The sequence below is a fragment of the Deltaproteobacteria bacterium genome (assembly GCA_016210005.1).
Classification (GTDB): domain Bacteria; phylum Desulfobacterota; class Binatia; order HRBIN30; family JACQVA1; genus JACQVA1.
On record JACQVA010000127.1, the window covers coordinates 48,651 to 69,433 of the forward strand.

General features: G+C 66.6%; 21 protein-coding genes. 4 read left to right on the forward strand and 17 right to left on the reverse strand.

Going from position 1 to position 20,783, the window contains the following annotated elements; all coding sequences use genetic code 11:
* Nucleotides 1-12 precede the first annotated feature (12 nt).
* The 3 genes from HY699_12070 to HY699_12080 are packed head-to-tail and all read right to left on the reverse strand — an operon-like array spanning nucleotide 13 to nucleotide 2,828.
* Nucleotides 13-924: a carbamate kinase gene (locus tag HY699_12070; GenBank protein ID MBI4516538.1), complete on the reverse strand. Its 912-nt coding sequence runs from the start codon at nucleotides 922-924 to the stop codon at nucleotides 13-15.
* Entirely contained in the window at nucleotides 921-2,270 is a 1,350-nt protein-coding gene (locus tag HY699_12075; protein ID MBI4516539.1) for a GTPase, read from the reverse strand. The genes HY699_12070 and HY699_12075 overlap by 4 nt, the downstream gene beginning before the upstream one ends.
* 6 nt (nucleotides 2,271-2,276) lie before the next feature.
* Nucleotides 2,277-2,828, reverse strand: coding sequence for a carboxymuconolactone decarboxylase family protein (locus HY699_12080; protein MBI4516540.1), 552 nt, complete (start codon nucleotides 2,826-2,828; stop codon nucleotides 2,277-2,279).
* 281 nt (nucleotides 2,829-3,109) lie between these two features.
* Between HY699_12080 and HY699_12085 the strand changes: the two genes are divergently transcribed.
* On the forward strand, nucleotides 3,110-5,029 hold the full coding sequence (locus tag HY699_12085; GenBank protein MBI4516541.1) for an alkaline phosphatase family protein: 1,920 nt from the start codon (nucleotides 3,110-3,112) through the stop codon (nucleotides 5,027-5,029).
* 26 nt (nucleotides 5,030-5,055) lie between these two features.
* Here HY699_12085 and HY699_12090 read toward each other — a convergent pair whose 3' ends face one another.
* Genes HY699_12090 through HY699_12125 form a run of 8 tightly spaced genes read right to left on the reverse strand, consistent with a single transcriptional unit; the run spans nucleotide 5,056 to nucleotide 11,833 of the window.
* Nucleotides 5,056-5,493 carry a hypothetical protein gene (locus HY699_12090; protein ID MBI4516542.1) on the reverse strand — a complete coding sequence of 146 codons (438 nt, stop codon included), beginning with the start codon at nucleotides 5,491-5,493 and terminating at the stop codon, nucleotides 5,056-5,058.
* A gap of 20 nt (nucleotides 5,494-5,513) precedes the next feature.
* Entirely contained in the window at nucleotides 5,514-7,829 is a 2,316-nt protein-coding gene (locus HY699_12095) for an NAD(P)-binding protein (GenBank protein MBI4516543.1), read from the reverse strand.
* A complete protein-coding gene (locus tag HY699_12100; GenBank protein ID MBI4516544.1) occupies nucleotides 7,826-8,257 on the reverse strand; it encodes a hypothetical protein in 432 nt (143 codons plus the stop codon). The genes HY699_12095 and HY699_12100 overlap by 4 nt, the downstream gene beginning before the upstream one ends.
* Complete coding sequence (locus HY699_12105; protein ID MBI4516545.1) at nucleotides 8,247-9,314, reverse strand: hypothetical protein; 1,068 nt, start codon at nucleotides 9,312-9,314, stop codon at nucleotides 8,247-8,249. The genes HY699_12100 and HY699_12105 overlap by 11 nt, the downstream gene beginning before the upstream one ends.
* Nucleotides 9,314-9,616, reverse strand: a complete 303-nt coding sequence (locus HY699_12110; GenBank protein MBI4516546.1) for a hypothetical protein — start codon at nucleotides 9,614-9,616, stop codon at nucleotides 9,314-9,316. Before HY699_12110 ends, HY699_12105 begins: the two co-directional genes overlap by 1 nt.
* A complete protein-coding gene (locus HY699_12115; GenBank protein ID MBI4516547.1) occupies nucleotides 9,597-10,013 on the reverse strand; it encodes a hypothetical protein in 417 nt (138 codons plus the stop codon). Before HY699_12115 ends, HY699_12110 begins: the two co-directional genes overlap by 20 nt.
* Nucleotides 10,010-10,663, reverse strand: a complete 654-nt coding sequence (locus tag HY699_12120; protein ID MBI4516548.1) for a hypothetical protein — start codon at nucleotides 10,661-10,663, stop codon at nucleotides 10,010-10,012. The genes HY699_12115 and HY699_12120 overlap by 4 nt, the downstream gene beginning before the upstream one ends.
* 12 nt (nucleotides 10,664-10,675) lie before the next feature.
* Nucleotides 10,676-11,833: a polyprenyl synthetase family protein gene (locus HY699_12125; protein MBI4516549.1), complete on the reverse strand. Its 1,158-nt coding sequence runs from the start codon at nucleotides 11,831-11,833 to the stop codon at nucleotides 10,676-10,678.
* A gap of 332 nt (nucleotides 11,834-12,165) precedes the next feature.
* On the opposite strand from HY699_12125, the gene HY699_12130 reads away from it, so the two are divergent.
* Complete coding sequence (locus tag HY699_12130) at nucleotides 12,166-12,606, forward strand: small multi-drug export protein (GenBank protein MBI4516550.1); 441 nt, start codon at nucleotides 12,166-12,168, stop codon at nucleotides 12,604-12,606.
* A 43-nt stretch (nucleotides 12,607-12,649) separates the two neighbouring features.
* Here HY699_12130 and HY699_12135 read toward each other — a convergent pair whose 3' ends face one another.
* From HY699_12135 to HY699_12155, 5 genes are all read right to left on the reverse strand, one after another.
* On the reverse strand, nucleotides 12,650-13,171 hold the full coding sequence (locus tag HY699_12135; GenBank protein MBI4516551.1) for a shikimate kinase: 522 nt from the start codon (nucleotides 13,169-13,171) through the stop codon (nucleotides 12,650-12,652).
* Nucleotides 13,168-14,049: a shikimate dehydrogenase gene (locus tag HY699_12140; GenBank protein MBI4516552.1), complete on the reverse strand. Its 882-nt coding sequence runs from the start codon at nucleotides 14,047-14,049 to the stop codon at nucleotides 13,168-13,170. The genes HY699_12135 and HY699_12140 overlap by 4 nt, the downstream gene beginning before the upstream one ends.
* 380 nt (nucleotides 14,050-14,429) lie before the next feature.
* Nucleotides 14,430-15,077, reverse strand: coding sequence for an EthD domain-containing protein (locus HY699_12145; GenBank protein ID MBI4516553.1), 648 nt, complete (start codon nucleotides 15,075-15,077; stop codon nucleotides 14,430-14,432).
* Nucleotides 15,078-15,090: 13 nt separating this feature from the next.
* Nucleotides 15,091-15,510 carry a cobalamin B12-binding domain-containing protein gene (locus tag HY699_12150; GenBank protein MBI4516554.1) on the reverse strand — a complete coding sequence of 140 codons (420 nt, stop codon included), beginning with the start codon at nucleotides 15,508-15,510 and terminating at the stop codon, nucleotides 15,091-15,093.
* Between the two features lie 6 nt (nucleotides 15,511-15,516).
* The gene (locus HY699_12155) at nucleotides 15,517-17,238 is read right to left on the reverse strand and encodes a methylmalonyl-CoA mutase (GenBank protein ID MBI4516555.1); all 1,722 of its coding nucleotides are present in this window, start codon (nucleotides 17,236-17,238) and stop codon (nucleotides 15,517-15,519) included.
* 690 nt (nucleotides 17,239-17,928) lie between these two features.
* On the opposite strand from HY699_12155, the gene HY699_12160 reads away from it, so the two are divergent.
* Both HY699_12160 and HY699_12165 read left to right on the forward strand, forming a co-directional pair.
* Entirely contained in the window at nucleotides 17,929-18,552 is a 624-nt protein-coding gene (locus HY699_12160) for a cob(I)yrinic acid a,c-diamide adenosyltransferase (protein ID MBI4516556.1), read from the forward strand.
* Nucleotides 18,553-19,233 (forward strand): MBL fold metallo-hydrolase, encoded by a 681-nt coding sequence (locus HY699_12165; GenBank protein MBI4516557.1) that lies wholly within the window; start codon nucleotides 18,553-18,555, stop codon nucleotides 19,231-19,233.
* Nucleotides 19,234-19,286: 53 nt separating this feature from the next.
* Here HY699_12165 and HY699_12170 read toward each other — a convergent pair whose 3' ends face one another.
* Nucleotides 19,287-20,144 carry an LLM class F420-dependent oxidoreductase gene (locus HY699_12170; protein ID MBI4516558.1) on the reverse strand — a complete coding sequence of 286 codons (858 nt, stop codon included), beginning with the start codon at nucleotides 20,142-20,144 and terminating at the stop codon, nucleotides 19,287-19,289.
* Between the last annotated feature and the right edge of the window lie 639 nt (nucleotides 20,145-20,783).

Below are 20,783 nucleotides of genomic sequence, written 5' to 3' on the forward strand. Positions count from 1 at the left end.
AGCACCTCGTGTCTACGCCGGCACGATGGTCGTGCCGGTGGTGCCGCTGAGAGCGCCTTCGATAGCGCCGAGGGTGGCGATAACCGCGGGCCGCGCGGTGGCGCTGGCGAATTGCACTGCGCTCTCCACCTTGGGCGCCATCGAGCCGGGCGCAAAGACGTGATGCGCCAGACGCTCGCGGGCTTGTGCCACCGTCATCCGATGAATTGCCTGCTGATCGCTGGCACCGAATTGATCAAAGGCGTGCGACACGTCGGTCACGAACAGCAGACACTCGGCTCGTAAGGCTACCGCCAGGAGCGCGGCCACCCAATCCTTGTCGATCACCGCCGGTTGTGCCCGGCGCACCCCGGCAGTCTGCGCCAGCGCTACGCCGCCACCGCCGCCAGCCACAACGTGACCAGTGGCCAACAGTGTGCGAATCGCCTCGGCTTCGATCACCGCCAACGGGCGCGGCGACGCCACCACCCGGCGCCAGCCGCGGCCGTCGGGTGTCGGCAACGAGGCTACGCCGGCGGGCTTACTACTCAGTACCGCCCCCACCGGCTTGGTGGGCTGCGCAAAGGCCGGGTCGCCCGCGTCGACCAGCACCCGAGTGATTATCGCTACGCCGGCGGCCCCGCCCAGCTCGTGATCTAATGCTTCCGCCAGCAAGTAGCCGATCTCCCCTTGCGTCTGCGCCACGTGCACATCGAGGCGCTCGGAATCGCCGAAGCCCGGGGCGGCAAGCAGGCGGCCTACTTGCGGGCCGTTGCCGTGGACAACGAGCAAGCGCCAGCCGCGCCGCGCCAGGCCGGCCAGCTCACTAACCGCGCGTTCGATGACCTCGCGCTCGGTGGCAAATGATAGATCCCCGGCCGGCGGCGTGATGGCATTGCCGCCGAGCGCCACAACCATCAGCGGTGAGCTGGCCGCGACACTCATGGAATCACAGCGCCGAACCGGGCAGCAAGGAAGTCGTCGACGATGGTACCCAGGGTCGGCTCGCCCGCGTCGGCGTACTCGTAGCGGGCGCGCACCACCGGCTTGTCGAGCGCGATCAGCGCTGCCAAGTCAATCGGCGTGGCCGCCACCACCACCTCGGCCGCCGCCGCGTTGATCGTCTGGCGCAGGGCCGCGAGCTGCTCGGTGTTGTAACCGACCGCAGGCAGGACCGGCCCGATGTGGGGATACTGCCCGAAGACGGCCCGCAAGCTGGCAGCAGCGAACGGCCGCGGATCGACGATCGCCGCCGCCCCCACCGCCATCGCCGCGCGGTACCCAGCCCCGTGCGGCAGGCCCCCGTGCGTGATCGTCGGCCCATCCTCGACCACCAGCACCCGGCGCCCGCGGACGGCATCGGGATCATCCAAGCGCACCGGCGAAGCCGCCCGCACAATGGCGGCGGACGCGTTGACGGCGCGGATGTCGTTGACCACCTGCTCGACCTGTGCCGGCGTAGCCGCGTCCACTTTGTTCACCACCGCCACGTCGGCCATGCGCAACACCGCCTCACCCGGGTGATACGCTGCCGCCTGTCCCGGCCGCAGTGCATCGGTCATCGCAATCAGCAGGCTCGGGCGAACGAACGGAAAATCATTGTTGCCGCCGTCCCAGACGATGATGTCCGCCTCGCGTTGCGCCTGCGCGACAATGGCGGCGTAATCCACGCCGGCGAAGACAACGTTGCCGGCCTCCAAGTGCGGCTCATACTCTTCGCGCTCCTCGGCCGTGCACCGAGCCGCGTCGAGATCGGCGGCGGTGGCAAAGCGCTGCACCCCTTCGCGCTCCAAATCGCCGTACGGCATCGGATGGCGCAGGACGGCCACCCGCAGGCCACGGCTGCGCAAGCGGCGGCCCAGCCAGCGCGCGGTCTGCGACTTGCCGCAGCCGGTGCGGATGGCACAGACCGCGATCACCGGTACGCTCGCCAGCAACATGGTGCGCTGGGGTCCGAGCAAAACGAAGTCGGCGCCGCAGGCGAGCGCCCGCGCGGCCAGGTGCATCACGTGCGCGTGCGACACGTCGCTGTAAGCGAACACGACTTGATCGATGCGCTCGCGCCGGCAGATAGCTTCCAGTTCGGTTTCGTCCGCAATCGGGATGCCCGCCGGATAGCGGGCACCGGCCAGCGCTGCCGGATAACGGCGGCCACTGATGCCGGGAATCTGCGCGGCGGTAAACGCCGCCACCGTGACCGCCGGATCGTCGCGGTAAACGACGTTGAAATTGTGGAAGTCGCGCCCGGCGGCACCGAGGATGAGCACACGGATCGGCGTGGCCACGGTCACCTGCACCTATTTCAGCGCCTCGATGATCTTCGTGCCCGCGTCGGCTTCCAGATCCACCGCTGTGGTTTCCAGCAGGCGTGCGATCATCATGTAGTAGCCCACCGCCAGGATCAGCTCGACGGTTTCGCGCGCCGAGAAGTGCTGGCGGGCGGCGGCGAAGGTGGCGTCCGAAACCCGCACGTCGCGGATCAGCTCATCGGTAAAGCGCAGCATGACCTGCTCGCGGGCGTCGAAGCAGACCGCGGCGGTATCGCCGCGTTCAAGTGCGGCGACTTGCTCTTCGCTGGCGCCGGCGGCCTTGGCGATGGGCACATGCTGCACCCACTCGTAGCGGGCACGCGAGAGCTGGGCGACGCGCAGGATGGCCAACTCGCGCAGCTTGCCGCTCAGCTGTTGCTTGGCCAAAATGCGGCTGCCCAGGCGCACCAACGGGCGAAAGTTGGTTTCCGCGTGCGCCATCATGTGAAAGACGTTGAGCGGCACCGCCAGCCGGCTGAAGGTATCGCGGACCTCGTCGGCGGTGGCGGTGGCCGGGTCAACGTACGGTAGTCGTGCCATGGGTTCTCCTTCGCCTTAGCCGGCGTTGCCCCGGCATCGGCGCTGCTTGTACTGCGCCCGCCCTCGCCCTGCAATCACGCCGCCGGCATATACTGCTACTTTCAACAGACTAGGGATGAGTCAGTCAGCACTAGGGCAGACTGTGCCTGCCGCTCGCTTGTCGCGCCCAGAGTTGGCAGGCACAGCCTGCCCTACTACTGACCTGAAACTCGCACCCGCAGAACTTGCCACTTCCAACAACTCTCGCCCTGGGTTAGATGATGCCCCGGCAAGGGGGAGTGATGGAACGGATCTGTGGCCCGGAGCGACCGGGAGGACAAGGTCTCGATGCGCAACAGGAGGAGTCCGGCAACCGCGCGATCGTGGCGCTGCTTACCGACCCACAAGTGCGGGAGCAGACGGATTTGGTGATCACTTGTCGTGACCAAGCCTACGAGGTGTGGGCGCGGCGCGGTATGATCCGCTTCCAGCGCGTATTAGCCGAGGGGCGCTACCATTACCGCATCGTCGAGCAGATCGGTGTCAACCCGATCGCGGACCAGCGCCACACGCTCCTGGCCACCTGCGCCGAAGAGCTGCAAGCCGCCGGCACCGGCGGACATCGTACCGCCGACGCCAATCAGGCATTCATCGAGCCGGAGCAAGCCAGCTATCCGCACGCCTACGAGCGCATCGCGCAGTTGTTCGACAGCCCGAACGCTCCCGACCTGGTGATCAACCCCAAGCCGTACGCCTTCGGCTTGCAGCTCGGGCAACATGGCGCACTCGACGTCGTGCAATCGCGCGCCCCGCTGGCCTTTGCCGGCCCCGGGGTTCGCCCGGGCCTGTACGAGAGCGCGCCCCGCCACGTGGATATCGCCCCCACCATCTGCCGCGCGCTGGGCTTCCCGGCCATTGACGGGGCAAATGAGACCGGGCGCACCGCCGCTGAGCGCGGCGTCGCCCCCGACGTCTACCTGAAGCGGCAGGACGGCAACGTGCTCGACGAGGTCCTCGATCCGGGCCAGCGCCCCGCGCGGGTCTATGTCGTGATCTTTGACGGGCTCAGCAACAGCGAGCTGCAACACCTGCTCGACACCGACGACCACGCCATTACCAACCTGCGGCGGATCTTGGACCGCAGCGCGCGTTTCCGTTACGGCTCGACGGTAAACTTCCCGTCAATCACCTGGCCGAGCCACAGCACGCTGCTCACCGGGGCCTGGTGCGGGCACCACGACATCGTCAACCCGAGCTACTACGAGCGGGCCACGCGCCGGGCGCTCACGCCCCAAGGCCAGGGGCTGCAAACCGAGGGCTACCTTGGCAGCGGGGTCGAAACTCTGTACGAGGCATTCCATCGCGTGCTCGGCCCACAGGCGTTCACGGCCAATATTCACGAGCCGCAGGGGCGCGGCGCCGACCACGCCGCCCTCGAACGGCGCATCGTCGGCCCGCGCGACCGCCTCAAGGCGCTGACGGCGGAGTTCAACGAAACCATCAGCCCGCGCTATCTCGCCGACGGCCACGAGGGCGTGCACCGCGAGGCGGCGCTGGACGCGCGCGGCATGGCTCAGGCGATGGTACTGTTCGACAATCCGGCGCAAGCACCGCCGCTGTTGCTGGTGCACGAGTTCTCGGTCACTGACGGCGCCGGGCATGACTACGGCCCGCACGGCGCCGGGCTGCGCACGGCCGTCGCCCAGGCCGACAAATGGCTCGGCCAAGTGCTCGACTTGCTCGCCGCCAAGGACCTGCTCGATTCCACGCTGTTCGTCTTCACCGCCGATCACGGCATGGCCGCGCAGAATGCCGGCTTGGCCGCTAACCCGGCGCGGCATCTCGAACGCATCGGCATGAAGACGATTACCGGCGAGCCGATGGTCTGGCTGCGCGACCTGGCGGTCGAAGTCGAGCCCGCGCCCGACGGCCGCACCGCCCGCATCACTGTGCTCGACAACGATCTTGACCCGGCCGGCGAACACCCGCCGGTCGGCGGTGCCGAAATTCTTGTGCACGCGCATCCTGAAACCCTGCTGGCGCGGTTGCAGACCGGCCCGGAGGGCGTCGCGGGCTTGGCGACGCCGGCGGATGTCAGGCCTGCCGCCATAGTCCTCTCCGTCCGCCATCCGGACTTCAACCCGCGCCACCTACGGTTGGACGGCAGCGCGCTCGTCATCGACCCGCGCCGCCAGTTGTACGAACGCGAAGTGGCGCGCTGACAGGGGCGCGATCAGCTCCCCCAACCTCAATGCCGCGGCGCCAGCGTGTGTTTGTGCTCAGTGATCGTGCAATGCTGCAAACACACCTTCCCGCCGTCCTGCTTCTTCGCCCGCAGGACCGTTCGCTTCACCGGGCGGGACAAGAACTCATACTTCAAGTTGGGCTCGTGCGCGCCGGGCGGCAATGCCAACGAGGAGTTCTCCTTCACTACCTCCCAGTTCTTGTCGACCAACGTCAGGCTGGCAATGCGGCTGCCGAGGTCGACTTCGCACGGCCTCGCGCGTGGCTTGTCGTCCGGCTTTCGCTTGAAACGGCTCTGGTATCCGCCGCGCAGCAGCTGCCGCCAGGTTTCATTGAGACGGCCGATCTCGCCGTTACCGGTTGCGGCCACCCGCGGGCTGGCTTGGTGTGTTTGGCGCCGCGGCGCTGGCTTGCGCTTATTGTCCCTCTTGCTCCGAGGCATAGTGCACTCTCCCTGTTGCGCTATTGCTTAGCCAGTCGTTGTTCGAGCCCGAGCGCTTGTAGATCAGGGTCCGGGCGCAACAGCGCGCGCGGCACCTCGCGCAGATCGAGAATGTCGGCGAAGTGGGGCAAGTCGAGCGCGCGCAGTTGCTCGTCCAGCTCGACGAGGAGACGCAGGTCCGCCGGCTCATAGTCCTCCGGATTGGCGACCGAGCAGCGTTCACCCTCGAAGAGGTCGGCATCGAGGATGGCGTTGACGGCGTAGCGCGCGGACTCGTTGGCGGCTTCCATGCTGGTCAGCCGGGTGTGGGTTTGCATCAGCACTCCGGCGAGCACCAGCTTGTTGAAATGCACCCGGTAATTGCCCGGCTGGCCCGGGCGGCGGCGGTATTGGCCCGGGCGGTTGGTCAGGTAGGGCATGCGGTTCTTGTTCGGCAGATTGGGTCGCGCGCTACCGGGCCGGCCGAAGACGATACCGTCATCGAGATGGTAGAAGACCGGGTCGGGCAAGTGCCGGGGCTGCAAGCCCTGGGCGGCGAGCTGTTTTTCCGCGATCGAGCGGATCTGGGCCCAGGCTTCGCGGGCGATCTCATCGCGGGTGCATTCCCAGGCGCAACGGCCGTTACCACCGGGATTCGACCAGTCGGAGATGTCGACCGAGAGCACGCCGCGGTAGCCGCTCCACCAGCCGCGCTTCTCCATCCAGAACTGCGGCTGCGCGATGGCCGACAGGCGCCAGGGCGAATCGGGGTAGACCGAGTGGCCTTCCAAAATGCGGATGTCACTGTTGAAGTAGTACTGGATGCCGCTCATATGGGCGTAGCCGCCGCCGCTGTCGGCGGCCGTGCGCACGCCCAGGGGGAAGCTGCGCAGGCGCTCGAAGTCTTCCCCGTACAGCTCGGGGTAATCGCGCGCCAAGCCCTGGAGCACGTGCGCCGGCAGGGCGAGGACGTAGTAGTCACGGATCAGCGCGGCCGCGTGCTCCTCCTCTTGCGCTTTGCCGCGGGGCCGCTGCGCGCCGTCTTCTTGCTCGCGCTCGACGATCACCATCGGCCACACCTGGCCGTCGAAGAACTCGAAGCCGTCGAGGACACCGCGCCGGAATTCGACTCCTTGGGCCTCCAGATAACGCCGCCAGTGATCAAACCACACTTGGCTGGCAGGGCCGTTGAGCGTACCGTCGACGCGGGCCGCGGGGTCGAACTGGTCGTGCAGCATCTGCGCGGCGATGGTGCCGTAGGTGCGGGCATCGCACTGCCGCGCGGTCATGGCCAAGGCGGTCTGAGTGGTGGTCTCGATATATTTCTGCGCCCCCGGGCTGAACTGCTCGGCCTCGAGGAAGTTCCACCACGACATCTGCTCGTAGTCGGCGCGGCGCGCCTTACAGCTGGTCATGTACTTGAACATCTTGAGCTGAAAGCGCGCCACGTCACTGAGCGTGAGCCCCATGGCCTTGAGCAGGTCGCAGAGCTCGTCGAAGAACGCCTGCACCGACGGCGTCGTGCGGCGGCGAAATGCCGAGGGCGCCTTGGCCGTGCTGGTGCCGAGCCCCTGGAACGGCGTCGGCACGACGTTGTCGAGCACCGTGCGGGGGCTCTCCTCGAACATCGGCCGGTCTTCCTTGGCCACGGGAGTGCGCCGCATGCTGTCGAAGAGGTTGCGGTAGAACGACGGGAAGAAGCGGAAACCGTGCTCGCCGGGAACCCAGTCTTCGACGATGTGGAAGGAGACGAAGTCGCGCTCCGCGTCCGGCCGGCTCCAGTCGTCGGCAAACCCGAGCCCCATGGCTACCGGCTTGAGCTCGAGCACGCGGCCACTCTTCTTCAGCTCCGGGCTGAGCAACTTGCGCAGCTGTTCCTTGACCGCCAGCGCGCGTTGCCAATCGATGCGCTCCGGCTTGCGGTAGTTCTCGTACGGGACGGCCCCGCGTTGGTCGCAGTGGCCGCGCACCTCGACCAGCTTTACGGCCTCGGCTTCGAGTAGCTCCTTGACCACGGCCTGCAAGGCGTCGCTGGCGGCCGCGGGCTCGGCAAAGCGCGTGGAGTTCTTGCGGAACTTGATCCTAGCGTCCGGCAACAGCCGCAGTTGCTGCGTCGAGAACATGGGGCCGGCCGCCAGCGGTCGGTCCACCCGCTCCCACTGGGTGTGAGCCATGCCGCCGACGCCGCAGGCGACGCCGTCGATGCGCTCGAAGATCGAGGGCTTGCGCATCTCGTAGACCTCGACCTTGTACCCGCGCTCGACCAGCTCGTGGGCCACGGTCAAGCCGGTGATACCAGCGCCGAAAACAGCCACCTCCTTGGGCTTGCTCAGGTAATCGCTAAGACTGTTGCTCATATTGCCTCCTCTCGTGGCGCGCCGGAGTTCAGGCGGTATGACTGCAGTAGCTGTGGAAACGACGGTGCGCGCACCGCCCCGTGCAGGTACGCCATCAGACCGTCGTAGAAGCCGAGCACGTCGTCGGGGTGGCCGCGCAACTGTAACTGCTCCGCGAGCACGGCCTCGAGCAGCGTGGATTGCGCGTCAACCAGCGCCAGAATCGCCGCGCGCGTGGTCCGCACGCTCAGCGCGGGCCGCTGGTGCGCAATCACGGTGAGAGCCGCGGCGCGCTCGAACCGCAAGCATACGGTGTCGTCATCGACCGTGATGGCAACCGCCCGCGGCGCCAAGCGCCGGCACATCTCCTCGTAGGCGTGCGGCAGCTCGCGGCGCAGCACGGCGAAGGACTCGGCCAAGAAGTCGGAGAAGCGCTTCTCAGTAGTCACGGATAAACTCCAGAATCGAGCGGCCGCAAAACTCCACCCGTTCGCCGTCGATGCAGCCCTGCACGCTGGCGCGCGCCGAGACTTCGTTGAAGATCGTCACCCCCAACCTGGTCTCGCTCGGAATCACCACTTGCGCCATATCACTGCCGGTGCAGCGGCAGGTGAGCCAATCGCCGCGGGCGCGCGCCCGCACCTCGTACGAGCGCGGCACATCGGTCGAGCACTCGGGCGCCACCAGCGCCATCACGCGCGGCACCTTGAACACCTGCGCCGGCCGCAGGTGCACCAGCTCGGCCTCGGCCTCGAGGTCGCACTCGCGAAACAGCGCCAGCAAGTGCGCGCCGCGCCACAGCAGCAGCTGCTGCGCCAACGCGCGGGTGCGCGCCCGATCGGTCAGGCGCACGAAGGTGAGGCACCACGGCACCGTCTCGCTCTCCGGCAGGACAAAGCCCCACTCCCACGACACGTCGTGACCCCACAGAAAGTGACCCCAGTTGTGGTCGTGGTACGCCGGCGCACCGTCGAGCTGGTAGCGCCGCCCCGCCACCGTGACCACGCCGCGGACTTGCAGCCGCGGCACCACCACCCAGTTCAGCGGCGGCCCGTCGAGCATGGGAATACTGGGCACATAAGCCGGCTGCGTCACCGGCGCCAGTGCCAGCTCGACGGTGATCGGCCGTTCTCGCAGAGCAACCGCAATCAGGAAGCGGCCGTCGTGAAACCGCAGCCGGTTGCCGCCGAAGGTCAGGTCGATGCGCCCGCCCCGCGAAGTCGCTTCCGCCATGGCGAACTGCTCGACGTCGCCGTCCCAGCCGCGCTCGCGCAGCAGCAAGACCAGGCGCGGAAATTCCGCCCCCTGCAGCGCCCGCGGCCGCGCATCGTCGCAGTAACTGAAGTTGACCAGCAGATCGAGCTCGGCGCTGAGGACGACGAAGTGTTGCCACTCCTTGTGATGGCGCGCTCCGCCGAGGGCGAAGGGCGATCGCCGGACGAAGTCGATGCGCTCGATGGCTTGCCCGAAATCGCCGAGCGCCGGCGCGGCTGCCGGCACCGTCATCAGACTAGCACCCCGCGGAGTTCTAGGCGGCGCGCCGGCTTGGGCGGCTCCTCGGGCGACTGAGTAGCGGAGCGGGCCGCGCTCAGATGCGTCATCACTTGTCGTGACAGAGCGATCAAGCCGAGAGCGGCGTCGACGACCGGGGCAGGCTCAGCGCCGGCGGCGGCGCCGGCCGACGGCCGGCCATAGTCGTCCGCCAAGCAATCGAGTTGCCGGCAGAAGGACACCAGGCCGAGCGCGACCTGCAGGAACATGTTGCGGTCGTCGAACTCGTCGCCGAGTTTATGCAGTGCCGGAGCCATTGCTATTGGCATCGCCGCGCGCGAATTCGAGCAGCGCGCGATCGAGATCTGGGCGACTGATGGCCTGCACTACGGCATCGATGATCGCGCTCGGCATCACCGCCTCCGGGCTGTCTTCGAGCGCGTTGAGCATCGAGCCCTCCCACAACGCCCGCCCGCGCCGGATCAGTTCCGAGCCGGCCAGCTGCGCCTGCCAGCGCCGGCCTTCCGGTGTTTGCGCGAAGCGGCGCCCTTCCGCCACCAACGCGCGAAACGCCGCCTGTGCCGCCGCCGGGTGCTTTAGCATCAGCAGCGCCGCGGCCCGCAGCACGGTGGCGAGGGAATCCTCGACCGGCAACAACAGGTGCGGGGCGTCTTCCCAGCGCTCAGCCTGCGGCCCACACCCAGGCTGCGTCACTGTAACACCTCGACTTCCAAGCTCAGGCGGCCGACCACCTTGGCCCCGGCGCAGACGTTCGCTTCGCCCCGATAGCAACCCGCGCCGGCGCGCTGATCGGGCACGACCACGAACTGAAAGCGTGCGCTCTGGCGGGGCTCCAGCTCGTTGTAGCCCGCTACCGCCCGGCCTTGGTCGTCGATACGTTCGCAACTGACCATGGCCGGCAGCACGAGACCGCCGGCCTCTTGGCGCAGCACGGGGACCGTAAAGGAGACTTGCGCGCGCTGCGCCAGCGGGTTCTCGATGACCAAGCGTGCCGTCGCGCGCTCACCCGGCTTTGCCGCCGCCTTCAGGCTGAGTTGCGCCGGCGAGGGCGCATGACGGCCGAGACGAACGAGAGTATCGGCTATGAAGTCGAAATGCTTGCCGCTGAGCTTCAGCCATTGCTCGTAGTTCAGCAGCGATAGCCGTGTGACGTCGAACAACAGGTCCGAAGCTTCGCTCTGTACCGACGGCGGCAAGGCGTAGGGTGCGGCCTGGCCGCTTTGCGCCAGCGGCGAGCGCTGCTTCAGTTCGTGAATCAAGCGTAGCTGCTGCACTGCGGTCGCGAGTGCCGCCGCCCGCGCCCGTTTCAGCAGTTCGGCGTCGTCCCGTGGTTCGTCTGTCATACGCCACCTTCCTTACCATTCCCGGCTGACCGCGAAGTCGACAAGACCGCGCAAGAAGTCGCGATGCAGTGACGGAGTCAGCCACTCGGCCTTGGCCAGCGCCTTACTGGCCTTGAGCGCGAAGCGTCGCGCCACGCTGCGGGCGTAGTCGACGCTGCCGCGGCGTTTAATCAAGTTGAGCAGGTAGTCGATTTCTTTCTGCGTCTTGACGCCGGCGCCGTTGCCGGCGCGCGCCACGGCGTCTTCGATCACCCGCCTAGCCGCAGGCCTGAGCTGAGCGCGCGCCTGCAAGTCGTCCAAAACCGCGGCCAGCTGCTGCGCCGTGCCGGGCGCCGGCAACGGCCGGCGCTTGCCGAGGATGCGCCAGGCGCGCTTGCGCTCCGTGTCGCTGGCGGTGCGCAGGGCATGCATTAGGATGAGCGTATGCTTGCCCTCCCACAGGTCGCCGGCGATCTCTTTGCCGTAGACTTCACCCTCGCCGGTGAGGTTGAGAACGTCGTCTTGAATCTGGAAAGCGACGCCGAGCAAGCCGGCGAAGCGGCGTAAGGCGGCGCTATGTTCGGGGGTCGCCCCGGCGACGATGCCGCCGATGACTGTGGGCGCGATGAAGGTGTACCAACTGGTCTTCTTGAACACCATGCGGAGGTAGTCGCTATCGGCCAGCTGCCACTGGTGACTGCGGATCCAGTCCAGTTCGATGGCCTGCCCTTCGGTGGATTCGCGGGCCATGCGCGCCACGACTTGCAGGATGCGCAGGGCTTTGCCCAGCCCGAGCAGGCGCATGTTGTCGAGCAGCGGCTCCAGCGCCAGGGCCAGCATCGCGTCGCCGACGTTGACCGCTATCGGCATCCCATGGGACCAGTGCAGCGTCGGCCGGCCGCGCCGATTCTCCGAGCCGTCCTCGACGTCGTCGTGGATCAGGAAAGCATTATGATACAGCTCCAGGATCGCGGCCGAGCGCAGCACCGCCTCCAGCGATCCGCCGAGCGCGCGGCAGGTGGCGATACACAGCGCCGGGCGCAAGGCCTTGGCCTCGCGCAGCGGGTAGTCGAGTACCAGCCCGTAGAGCACCGCATGACAGCGGCTGCTCTTCGGGATGATCTCGCGGATCTCGTGCAGCGTCAGCTGGCGACAGTCGGTCAAGTAGGCATCCAACTCGGCTGAATCCATCCTGCTTTCGTCCGTGCGGCCGGGGCGGTGTAGTCTCGCCGCTGTTACTGAACTAATCGTTTCGCTGCGTAGCACAAACGCAACACACGGCTCAAGCGCAAAAGACCAAGCCGTAAACCCGCACCGGGCAGCATCCAGGCAATTCTGCAACCTAGCGTGCCACGCGCCTCATCGCGGCCGCGTTGCGCGCCACGTCCAAGCACTCGCCTATCCCGCGCGACCGCTCGACTCGGCTACTGACTACGCCGCGCAGACAGGGTAATGTGAGCCATGGTTTTCTTGCACATCATCAGGCGCGAACCACTTGCGGGCTTTCGCCCGGTTGGGGGCGCATGGACGTGCTAGGTTTGCTGGCGATCTTCGGCCTGGGCGCTTTCGAGCTGTGGGCGGCTATTCCTGCGGGCATGGCGCTGCAGCTGCATCCGGTCACCATCGTTGTCACCACCACCCTGGGTGCAATCGCCGGCATCGTGCTGGTCACTCTTGCGGGTGAGCGCGCGCGGGTATGGCTGGAGCGCTGGCTCAGTCGTGCCGCGGGCACTAACGGCCAGGGCCGAGTGGCGCGGGTGTGGACCCGCTACGGCGTGGTTGGCCTGGGGCTGCTGTCGCCGTTGCTGGTCGGGGCGCCGATCGGCACCATCGTCGGCATGACCCTCGGGGCGCCAATGGGCCGCTTGCTGTTCTGGATGAGTCTGGGCGCCGCACTGTGCAGCGCCGGCCTCACGCTGATCGGCATGATGGGGCTGATGGGGTGGCAGTCGTTAGGCCAATGATCCCGGTGAATCGGCGGGCGCAGCGCGGCCTTGTCTGATCGCTTCATGAATCGCCGCGCGCGTGCTGGTAGAGGCGGGCGACTTCTATTGCCACCTCCTCCGGGCTGCGACTGTCAGTGTCGATTTGATGGTCGGCGGCGGCTTCGTACAAAGGGGTGCGTTGGCGCAGCACCTCATCCACTTCCTCGGTAAACGACTTGCCTGCCGTCAGGGCCGGGCGTTCGCCGCCAGCTTCGATGCGGGCGATGATTGCCGGCACCGCAGCTCGCAGCCAGAAGAGCTTGCCACCACGGCGCAAGTGGCTGACGTTCTCTGGGCGAAGAATGACACCGCCGCCGGCATCAATGATGATGTTGTCGCGCTCGCTCATGCGCTTGGTGACCTCGGACTCGAGATCGCGGAAATGCGGCCAGCCGTGCTCCGCGACGATCTGTGGGATCGAGCGCCCGGCATGGCGGACGATTTCTTGATCGAGGCTAACCACCGCCATGCCCAGCTTGGCGCCGAGCAGCTTAGCCACCGTCGATTTGCCGGTCCCGCGGTAGCCGATCAACACTAGATTCATCGCCGCCTCGACTCTGCCGCCAAGTGTTCGAGCACCACCTCGCGCATAACCGAGCGCGGCGCCGTCTTGCCGGTCCACAACTCGAACTGAATCACGGCCTGATTGACGAACATCTCCACCCCGGAGATGGTCTTGCGCCCCTGGCGCTCGGCATCAGCGAGCAGCTTGGTCTTGAGCGGGTTGTAGACGATGTCCATCACCGCCAGCTCGCGGTGCAAGAGCGACTCGGGCACCGCGCTGGCGTCGGTGTCAGGGTGCATACCCACCGGGGTGCAATTTATGAGCACCTGGCTTTCCGCCAGTCGTGCCGCCAAGGTCTTCGGCTCGAGCAACGCACCGCTGGCCTTGACTCCGGTCTTGGTTACCAGGTCGTTCGTCAGCGCCCGCAGCTCAGGCTCAATGACGCCGAGCAGGAAGAGTGCCCCGGCTTTGGCCTCGGCCAGGGTAAAGGCAATCGCCCGCGCCGCGCCACCCGAGCCCAGGATCGTTACCGATCTTCCCGCCACCTCGACACCGGCGTCGCTGAGCGCCTTGAGTGCACCGGGGCCGTCGCTTCCAAAACCTTTGAGCCGGCCGCCGTCGTTGACGACCGTGTTGACCGAACCGATACGGCGGTCAACCGCAGCCACCTCGTCCAAGTGCGGAATGATCGACACTTTGTGAGGGATGGTGACGCTCAGGCCGCGGAAGTTCTCGAACGCGCGCATGCCCGCCACCGCCGCGCCGACGTCCTCGACCCGAAAAGCGACGTAGACGTAATCGAGGTTCAACTCGGCAAAGGCACGATTGTGGATCGCCGGCGACATCGAATGGGCGATCGGGTTGCCGATCACCGCACACAGTGTGGTGCTCGGGGTAATGTCAGTGATAGCTCTCATCTGGATTCAACCTCAACGCAAGCGCACGCGCGGCCCCTTAGCATCAGGCGGCGCACTATAGCCACCCTGCCGCCCAACACCAAGCGGCGTCAGGCTCAAGCTGCTTAGCGGGTGTGCGACAAATCTGTGGGTAACGTGCAGCCGACCGGGCAAATCCTCACCAGTCTGACAGTACTGTGTACTGTCAGGCCGAGGCCCACGGCCGAAAGGGACGCAATTTGTCATTCCCGCGAAAGCGGGAATCCACGGCACCGGCTCGCTACGACCCGCCAAACGCCAAACTGGATTCCCGCTTTCGCGGGAATGACGGCCTTTCGCGGGAATGACGGCCATAACACCGAACCACGTTACCCACAAATTTGTCGCGCACCCGTGCTTAGCTATGTCGGTGCTGTCGGGCTCAGCCGTGTGATGCGCTGGTCGGCGCGCACGATCAAGCAGCGGCCGGGCCGGGGCCGGTCACGCTGAGCTAGCTGGGGAAAGCTGGCGGCGTACCACAGCATGGTGACAACGTCCCACGGCGGCGGGCTCGCGCCCGTGCCGGCGGCGATGTTGTGCACGCAGCGTAGCGGCCGCGGCGGCGCGGCGAGTCCCGCTGCCAGTGCCGTCTCCCAGTCGCGGACGAAGAGCTTCAGCGGCTGCCCCGGCGCGCGTGCGCCCAGCATTATGATCTTCCTGCCCGCGCCGGCGGCGTCGCCGGCGATCACGATCTTTTCCTCGACCGGGAAGAAGACGTTCGCCGCCTTGTCCATGAAGGTCGTTTCGTCGCGGCGAATAGGCTCAGCCGCCGGCGACTCGAGGTAGGCCAGCACGCCTGCGAGGGCAGCGCGGTCGCGGTACCAGAACTCCGTCAGGCAATCGAAGCCGGCAGGCCCGCCGGCGATCTCTTCGGCGACGTGGTTGCGTACATAGCCGCTGAACTGATCGAAATGCCGCAAGGCGAGCGGGGCGTGCACCTCTTCATAGTGCCGCCGGAACTCGGCGCGAGCGAGCTCATGGCGGCGGACGATGAGGGCGATGATCTTCACCGTCGTCCGCTCCCTAACCTTGGCGGTGTTCGGCGTACCAGTTGCGGATGTAGGCGACGATGTCACCGGTGGGCGTGCCCATGGTGAAGATCTCTTGCACGCCGCCGCGCCTGAGCGCGCGGGCGTCTTCTTCAGGAATAACGCCGCCGCCGAGCACCAGCTTGTCGCCTGCGCCTTGCGCCCGCAGCAACTCGACCACCCGGGGGAAGTGGCGCATGTGAGCTGCCGACAGGCTGCTCAGTCCGACCACGTCCACGTCTTCCTCGATCGCGGTCTTGACCACCATCTCCGGCGTCTGCTTGAGGCCACTGAAGATCACCTCCATGCCGGCGTCGCGCAGCGCCGCGGCGATCACCGTGACGCCGATGGTATGGCTGTCGAGTCCGAGCTTGGCCAGCAGCACGCGCACTCGCTTGTCACCGTCCTTGGTCATCGCCGCTCACACTGCTGCTACCATCGCATCCGGGTGGTACTCGCCGAACACCTCGCGCAACACGCCGCAAATCTCGCCGTGCGTGGCATAGGCGCGGACCGCTGCGAGCACTGACGGCATCAGATTGTCATTCCCTTGCGCCGCCCGCCGCACCTCTGCCAACGCCGTCGCCACCCTCGTTCCATCGCGCTGTGCGCGCAAGCGGCGAACTTTTTCGATCTGGCGCTGCTCGACCTCGGGGTCGAGTTTGAAGACCTCGATCGTGCGCCGCTCGCCGGGCTGCTGCAGGTGATTGACCCCGATCAGCTTGCGGGCGCCGCTTTCGATTGCCAGCGTGCGTTCGTACTGCTGGCGCGCCAGCTCGCGCTGGAAGTAACCGCTCTTGATCGCCGCCAGGGCACCGCCCAGGGCATCGATCTTAGCGATCTCCGCCAAGACCGCCGCCGCGATCGTCTTGGTCAGGTGCTCGACGTAGTAGGAACCGCCGAGCGGGTCGACGGTATCGGCGGCGCCGCTTTCGTGGGCGACGATGTTCTGAATGGCCACGCCCACGCGAATGGCTTCCTCACTCGGCAGCGCGTGGGCTTCATCGTGCAGCGGTGTGGTCATGGTCTGACCGCCGCCGCCGAGCACGCAGGCCAGCATCTGGATGGCCAAGCGGGCGATGTTGTTCAGCGGCTGCTGCAGCGTCAGCGACATCGTGCCGGGCGAGGCCGTCAGCCGCACGCACAGCGATTCGGGGCGCTTGGCGCCGTAGCGCTCGCGCATCAGCTGGGCCCAGATCCGACGATAAGCGCGCAGCTTGCCGACCGCCTCGAAGAAGTCCATGTCGATGCCGGTGACGAAACTGAAGTAAGGCGCCACGGTGTCGATGTCGAGGCCGCGTGCCAGTACGCTGTCCAAGTACTCCAGGGCAATGGCGAATGAGAACGCCAGTTCCTGCACCGGATGGGCGTGGGCCGCGTACAGCTGCGCGCTGATGACCGAGATCGGGATCCAGTTCGGGTGGTTGCGAATGGTGTACTCGATCACGTCGGTGGCAATGCGCAGGCCGTGTTCGGGCGGGAAGATGTAGCGGCCGACGCAGGTGTACTCGATCAGGATGGCGTTGGGCATCTGCAGGGTGAAGGCGCGCGGATCGACGCCGCGCTGCTCCAGTGCGGCGATGATCATCGCCAGGTTCACCGGCTGTGGAGCGTTGCACACCGAGGTCAGGCGCTTGAGCCGGTCGAACGGCAAATCGAGCGCCGCCTCCATGTCGGCGAGCGAGTCGATCGCCGTACCGGCGCGGCCGACCTCGCCCGCCGCCAGCGGATGGTCGGAGTCGTAGCCGTTGGTCGTCGGCAGGTCGTACTCGATGATCAGCCCTTCAAGACCCTGCTCCAGCATGTAGCGGCCGCGCTTGGCCCAGTCCTCGCCGGTGCCGAAGCCGGTGACCTGGGTCATCGTCCACAGCCGGCTGCGATAGCCGTTAGGCTGCGTGCCGCGCGTATAGGGGTACTCGCCCGGGAAGCCGGCGTCGCGCAGGTAATCGAAGCCGATGGCCTCCAAGTCCGCCGGGGTGTAGAGGCTCTTGATCGGCCAGCGCATGGCCTGGGTGGTGAACGGCTGCCGGCGCTCACCGTCGCGCGCCAGCGCCGGCCCGAGCGTGTTCGTCTCCCACTGGCGCTGGCGCTGGTGCAGGTCATCCGCCGGAAGTTCCGACGGCGCGGGCTTGGTCTCAGCCATCAATCTCCTCCTTACAACCGCAGACTGGGGAATCTGCCCGCGCTCAGTTACGGGGTCAATAGTGCGCCGCTTCCTTCGGCGGAAGCGGCTTGTTACACTCACTCCGTGACCACGAGCGCCACCACTACTGAGCTTTGCACGATTAGTCGAAACCCGCGTACGGGATGGACCAACCGCCGAGGCCCAGAGGACACCGGGCGAGCGATGCCCCCACGTCTGCGACGTGGACCCTTCAAGGATGAAACTTGGCAGCGACTACCGGACATGGCCCAGGACAGCGTGCGTGTTGCAGGTCAGGGAGCCGGCTGGAGGAAGTGCCTCCCTCTCCCCGCATCGTTGTGCGGGGAGAGGGTTGGGGTGAGGGGCTCGTGCGTTTCTGGCAGCACGAAGGACGCGAAGAGGTCGAAAGATGAACCCCTCACCCCAGCCCTCTCCCCGCACAACAATGCGGGGAGAGGGAGCGACACGCCAAGCGATCCCGGTAGGACGATGCCGCCGAGACAGTGGTCGAGTTTCAGGTCAGAACGCGGAAAGATCCGCAATCGGCAATCTGAAATCCGCGATCGCAGGTTTCCTCTGTGCTCGGTGTGCTCTCTGTGCCTCGGTGGTTCACCTTCGATTTCTATTGCCAGGCCCAACCGGGGCCTCTGCGCTCCGCGCTCGGCGGGCTGAGGGAGCACGGCGGTGGCAATTCGCATCACGCGCGTTTACACCCGCGGCGGCGACCGCGGCCAGACCGCCTTGGTCGGAGGCCAACGGGTGGCTAAGGACCATCCACGGATCGAAGCCTACGGCGCCATCGACGAGCTAAATGCCGTCCTCGGCGTGGTCCGAGCGTTCAACTCAGAGGGGGCAGTCACGCCGGCGCGTGCAGAGATCGAGACCCTGCTGAAGCGAATTCAGGAGCAGCTCTTCGACCTCGGCGGCGAACTGGCGACGCCGCCGCAGGCGGCCCACGAAGACATGTACCGAGTCGGCGCTAGCGATGTGGCCGCGCTCGAAGCTGATATCGATCGGCTACAGCAAGGCTTAGCGCCACTCGACTCGTTCATTTTGCCTGGCGGCGGCAAGGTCGCCGCCTTCTTGCATCAAGCCCGCACCGTCTGCCGCCGCGCCGAGCGCGACGTCCTGCGCCTCAGCCGCGAAGAGCCCATTGGCGACTTCGTCCTGCCCTGGATCAATCGCCTCAGCGACCTACTCTTCGTGCTCTCGCGCTGGGTGAGTCAGCAATGCGGCGAACCCGAGTTCCTGTGGCAGCGCGGGCTGCGCAACCACGAACGCAAAGGCAAAGAGCCAGCCAAGGAGCCAGCATAGATGTCTTCGCTTTACTTCAAGCAGCTACAGCTCGGTCCGATGCAGAACTTCGTCTACCTCATCGGCGATCCGGTCACTCGTACCGCGGCGGTGGTCGATGCCGCCTGGGACATCGATCGCATCGTCGCCATCGCCGCCGCCGACGACATGAGGCTGACCGCCGCCTTGGCCACGCACTTCCATCCCGATCACCTCGGCGGCGACCTGATGGGCCACCATATCCACGGCGCCGCCGAGCTGTTGCAGCGCAATCTGGAGCTCAAAGTCTACCTGCACAAGAGCGAGGTGCCGTTCGCCCACCGCATCGCCTCGCTCTCGTCCTCCGACATCGTCTCCGTCGACAGCGGTGACGACCTGGCGTTGGGCGGGGTCAAGATCAAGTTCATCCACACCCCCGGCCACACCCCCGGCTCGCAGTGCTTTTTGGTCGATGGCCGGCTGATTTCCGGCGACACCCTATTCGTCGGCTCCTGCGGGCGAGTGGACCTGCCAGGAAGTGATCCCGCGCAACTCTACGATAGCTTGGTGAACAAGCTGAAGCGCTTGCCGGAAGACACCGTCTTGTATCCCGGCCACGACTATTCCGACCGCCCAACCTCGACCATCGCGGCCGAGAAGCGTCACAACCCGTACCTGCGCTTCGACCGGCTGGAGGATTTCCTCGGCATGATGGGTTACTGAGAGCGTATCCCAAGAGCCCGCGCCGCGGCGGCGAGAACCGCCGAGGGCGCCGGCTAAAGTCCTGCGGCTACAACCGTTCGCATCACCTCGGCGCAGCGGTCGAGCTGCGGCAGCACCTTGCTGGCTGGGGCGGAGGGCATCGCGAAGATGACCCGATTGGCGCCGGCGGCGCGATAGGAGCGGATCAGCTCGGCATCGGGCGGCACACCATATAGCGACACCGTCAGTGAGCGCGGGTTGCGCCCACCCGCTTTAGCGAGCGCGTGCAGTTGGGCGATCTCCTTTTTCAGATCACCGGCACGGCCGGGAATCGGCATCCAGCCGTCACAGTATCGCACCACGCGCCGCAGCGCCTTTTCGCCATGGCCGCCCAGGTAGATCGGCGGATGCGGCTTCTGCACCGGCTTCGGCCACGACCACAGCGGATCGAAGTCGACCAGCTCGCCATGGTACTCGGGTGCGTCCTGCGACCAGATCGCCTTCATGGCCTCGACCGACTCGCGCAGCCGCCGCCAGCGGGTCGAGAAGTCGGTGCCGTGGTTTGCCATTTCTTCGGCATTCCAGCCGCCGCCGATGCCGAACAGCACGCGCCCACCCGAGAGGGTGTCGAGGCTAGCGATCTCCTTGGCGAGCGTGATGACGTCGCGTTCGATCACCAGACAGACGCCACTGGCGATCTTGATCGTCTTGGTCACCGCCGCGGCCATCGCCAGGGAGATGAACAGATCGTAAGTGTGCCAGTATTCCTTGGGCAGCTCGGCACCACCCGGCCACGGGCTGCGCCGGCTGGCGGGTATATGCGTGTGCTCGGGAAACCACAGCGACTCGAAGCCGCGCTCCTCGGCCGCGCGTGCCAACTCCGCCGGCGCCATCGCATAGTCGGTTGCGAACATCACCACGCCGAAATCCATTGCTCACTCCTCGGTTGGAATGGCGCATCTTTACCTTGGAACGCGCGCCACCGGAAGCGTGATTGTGTGGAACGCGATCTCCGAGCGCGTTCTGGCACGCGGGGCCGAGGCGCGTGTGGCGCCGGGCTCGACGCCTGAGCGGCGACGGCGCAGAGGCCGCCACTGTCCTCCCCGGTGGACACCTCCGCTGCGAGGTGTCTCCTCCAGTGCACAGCCGGCCCGCGCACTCCCGCGGCAATCGCCCCATCCGCACCCGGCACGCCCCTTGCCAAGGACTTGCCCGGGGCTTGCTGAGGATTAGCTACCAAATGATCGGGTACCGAGCGACTCACCACTCACCGCTCGCACGCTCTCAGCGCGGGCTTGGCCCGCAGCCCAAAGCTCGACCGGGGGTATTCCGTCATGCCCGCAATCTTTAGAGCCTGCCCCCGCGAAGGCGTGGGGCGGGCATCCAGGGGCGGTGGGGCTCCGGATGGCTTCCCGCCTTCGCGGGATTGACGGAGGGAAATCTGCGCGCGACGCCAAGACTTTCGGCCATAGTAGTTCAGATCGCACAGGTGGAGCGACCGGAGCCTCTTATGAGCTTGTCGAGGGGGCGCGCTTGCGACTGTCAACTGGAGTGGACACTCACGTGGAGCG

Excerpts from the sequence above, each read along its gene's own strand:
- HY699_12070 (MBI4516538.1), bottom strand. The coding sequence starts at position 924 with ATGAGTGTCGCGGCCAGCTCACCGCTGATGGTTGTGGCGCTCGGCGGC.
- HY699_12080 (MBI4516540.1), bottom strand. The coding sequence starts at position 2,828 with ATGGCACGACTACCGTACGTTGACCCGGCCACCGCCACCGCCGACGAG.
- HY699_12085 (MBI4516541.1), top strand. The coding sequence starts at position 3,110 with ATGGAACGGATCTGTGGCCCGGAGCGACCGGGAGGACAAGGTCTCGAT.
- HY699_12090 (MBI4516542.1), bottom strand. The coding sequence starts at position 5,493 with ATGCCTCGGAGCAAGAGGGACAATAAGCGCAAGCCAGCGCCGCGGCGC.
- HY699_12095 (MBI4516543.1), bottom strand. The coding sequence starts at position 7,829 with ATGAGCAACAGTCTTAGCGATTACCTGAGCAAGCCCAAGGAGGTGGCT.
- HY699_12105 (MBI4516545.1), bottom strand. The coding sequence starts at position 9,314 with ATGACGGTGCCGGCAGCCGCGCCGGCGCTCGGCGATTTCGGGCAAGCC.
- HY699_12110 (MBI4516546.1), bottom strand. The coding sequence starts at position 9,616 with ATGGCTCCGGCACTGCATAAACTCGGCGACGAGTTCGACGACCGCAAC.
- HY699_12120 (MBI4516548.1), bottom strand. The coding sequence starts at position 10,663 with ATGACAGACGAACCACGGGACGACGCCGAACTGCTGAAACGGGCGCGG.
- HY699_12125 (MBI4516549.1), bottom strand. The coding sequence starts at position 11,833 with ATGGATTCAGCCGAGTTGGATGCCTACTTGACCGACTGTCGCCAGCTG.
- HY699_12130 (MBI4516550.1), top strand. The coding sequence starts at position 12,166 with ATGGACGTGCTAGGTTTGCTGGCGATCTTCGGCCTGGGCGCTTTCGAG.
- HY699_12135 (MBI4516551.1), bottom strand. The coding sequence starts at position 13,171 with ATGAATCTAGTGTTGATCGGCTACCGCGGGACCGGCAAATCGACGGTG.
- HY699_12140 (MBI4516552.1), bottom strand. The coding sequence starts at position 14,049 with ATGAGAGCTATCACTGACATTACCCCGAGCACCACACTGTGTGCGGTG.
- HY699_12150 (MBI4516554.1), bottom strand. The coding sequence starts at position 15,510 with ATGACCAAGGACGGTGACAAGCGAGTGCGCGTGCTGCTGGCCAAGCTC.
- HY699_12155 (MBI4516555.1), bottom strand. The coding sequence starts at position 17,238 with ATGGCTGAGACCAAGCCCGCGCCGTCGGAACTTCCGGCGGATGACCTG.
- HY699_12165 (MBI4516557.1), top strand. The coding sequence starts at position 18,553 with ATGTCTTCGCTTTACTTCAAGCAGCTACAGCTCGGTCCGATGCAGAAC.
- HY699_12170 (MBI4516558.1), bottom strand. The coding sequence starts at position 20,144 with ATGGATTTCGGCGTGGTGATGTTCGCAACCGACTATGCGATGGCGCCG.